This window comes from Pseudonocardia bannensis, assembly GCF_012911875.1.
In the GTDB taxonomy this organism is placed as follows: domain Bacteria; phylum Actinomycetota; class Actinomycetes; order Mycobacteriales; family Pseudonocardiaceae; genus Pseudonocardia; species Pseudonocardia bannensis.
In genome coordinates this window covers 1-1,763 of the sequence record NZ_JAAXKZ010000254.1, presented here as the reverse complement: position 1 = coordinate 1,763, position 1,763 = coordinate 1, and the positions used below count along the sequence as shown (strand labels likewise).

At 74.2% G+C, this 1,763-nt stretch carries 1 protein-coding gene; it reads right to left on the bottom strand.

Going from position 1 to position 1,763, the window contains the following annotated elements:
* A partial coding sequence (locus HF519_RS29995) for an LCP family protein (RefSeq protein ID WP_169416311.1) occupies positions 1-1,763 on the bottom strand: 1,763 nt, incomplete at both ends.

Below are 1,763 nucleotides of genomic sequence, written 5' to 3'. Positions count from 1 at the left end.
GGGCGGTCGAGGGCGGGGACGCCGTCGGCGCCAGCGGGGTGGTCGGGGTGGCCGCGCGGCGTGCGGTGGCCCGCGGCGTCGTCGTCGGCGCCGGGGTGGTCACCAGCGGCCGGCCCTCGATCGCGGCGTTCACCACCTGGCGCATGAACTCCGGATCCGGCCGCCCGGTGTTGAAGTGCCCGTCGCGCTGGCTGGGGTCGGGCAGGCTGGGGTCGAACGCGACGCTCTCCAGGTGCACACCGCCGCCCCCGGCCAGCGAGACCAGCTTGGGCAGCACGTCCTGCGGGATGTTCGTGATGACGTTCTCGGTCGCCACCGCGGCCACCGACTGGAAGTTGGTGAGCAGGTCGGCCGGGCTCTGCTGGTCCAGGACGGCCTGGATCAGGCACCGCTGGCGGCCCATGCGGTCGTAGTCGGTGGAGTCCCGGCGCGACCGGGCGAACCAGAGTGCCTCCTCGCCGTTGAGCTCCTGGCGGCCGGGTTCGATGTATCCGGTGGGCTTGACGTGGCGGCCGTCGGCCGTCACCCCGCCGATCGGGATCGGTGTGGACCCCACGTCGACCGTCACCCCGCCGACCGCGTCGATCATCGACGAGAAGCCGGCCATGTTGACCTCGAGGAAGTAGTCCAGCGGCAGCCCGAGCATGTAGGAGATCGTCGAGCTGAGCAGGTTGATTCCGGGGTCGGGAGTGGGGCCGGCGGGTGCGACGGCAGGGAACTCGTGGGCGTAGGCGTAGACCGCGTTGAGCAGGTAGTTGCCCGACAGCGGTTCGCTCGGATCGTGGAAGCCGTCGGGGAACTCCTCGGCCATCGGCGAACCGGGCGGGAACTGGGCGCGCTGGATGTTGCGCGGCAGGCTGAACAGGATCGTCCTGGCCGTCCGGGTGTCGACGCTGGCGACCATCATCGTGTCGGTCCGGGTCCCGGTGCGGTCCGGCCCGGCGTCGGTGCCCAGCAGCAGGACGTTGAGCCGCGGCTGCTTGAACGCGTCGGCCGCGGCGGTGCCGCCGCCCTTGAACAGCGCGTTCAGCAGGTTGCGCTGGGAGTTCGCCAACTCGGCCGCGAGACCGAACGGAACCGCGATCGTCAGGCACAGCGCCGTGACGACGCCCGCGCCGAGGACGCGGCGACCGGTGGACATCCGCCTGGGCCGGGCCAGTAGATAGGTGCGCACGATGACGGCGATCCAGCCGAGCGCGGCGAGCAGGGAGACCACCGCCGCCACCCCGAGGAACCGGGTCGACAGGACGGTCTCCAGCAGCGTGCTGCGGTCCATCGTCAGCGCCGCCACGACGAGCATGCCGATGCCGAGCCCGAACAGACCGAGGATCAGCCCGCCGGTGCGTCGCCGGCGCAGGATCAGGTGGCCGAGCCCGGGCAGGGCGGTGGCGGCCGCGGTGATCCCGAGTGCCTGGCCCAGGCGCCGGCACCGGGACCCGCCGCGTGCGGCCGACGGACGGCGCCGGACGGGTGGAGGCGGTGCGCTGCTCGCCGTGCGGAGTTCGGTGGCCGCGCGGGGGCCGGTGGCCTTGCTCGGGTCGTCGGCGGTGCGGGGGCGCTCGTCAGCGAAGGGGCTCGCCGTGCGGCCCGCACCGACACGGGCCAGCGCGACCGTCTTCTCGGGGTGCTCGGGGCGGCGGCGGGCCGCTGCCACGGGCTGGGTCAGCTCGGCCGAGCCGTCGGGCACGCCGGCCCGGGCCGGGCGCTCGGGGCGGCGCGCGGTGTCGCGATCACCGGGCCGGACGGCGCCGGTGTCGGGACGC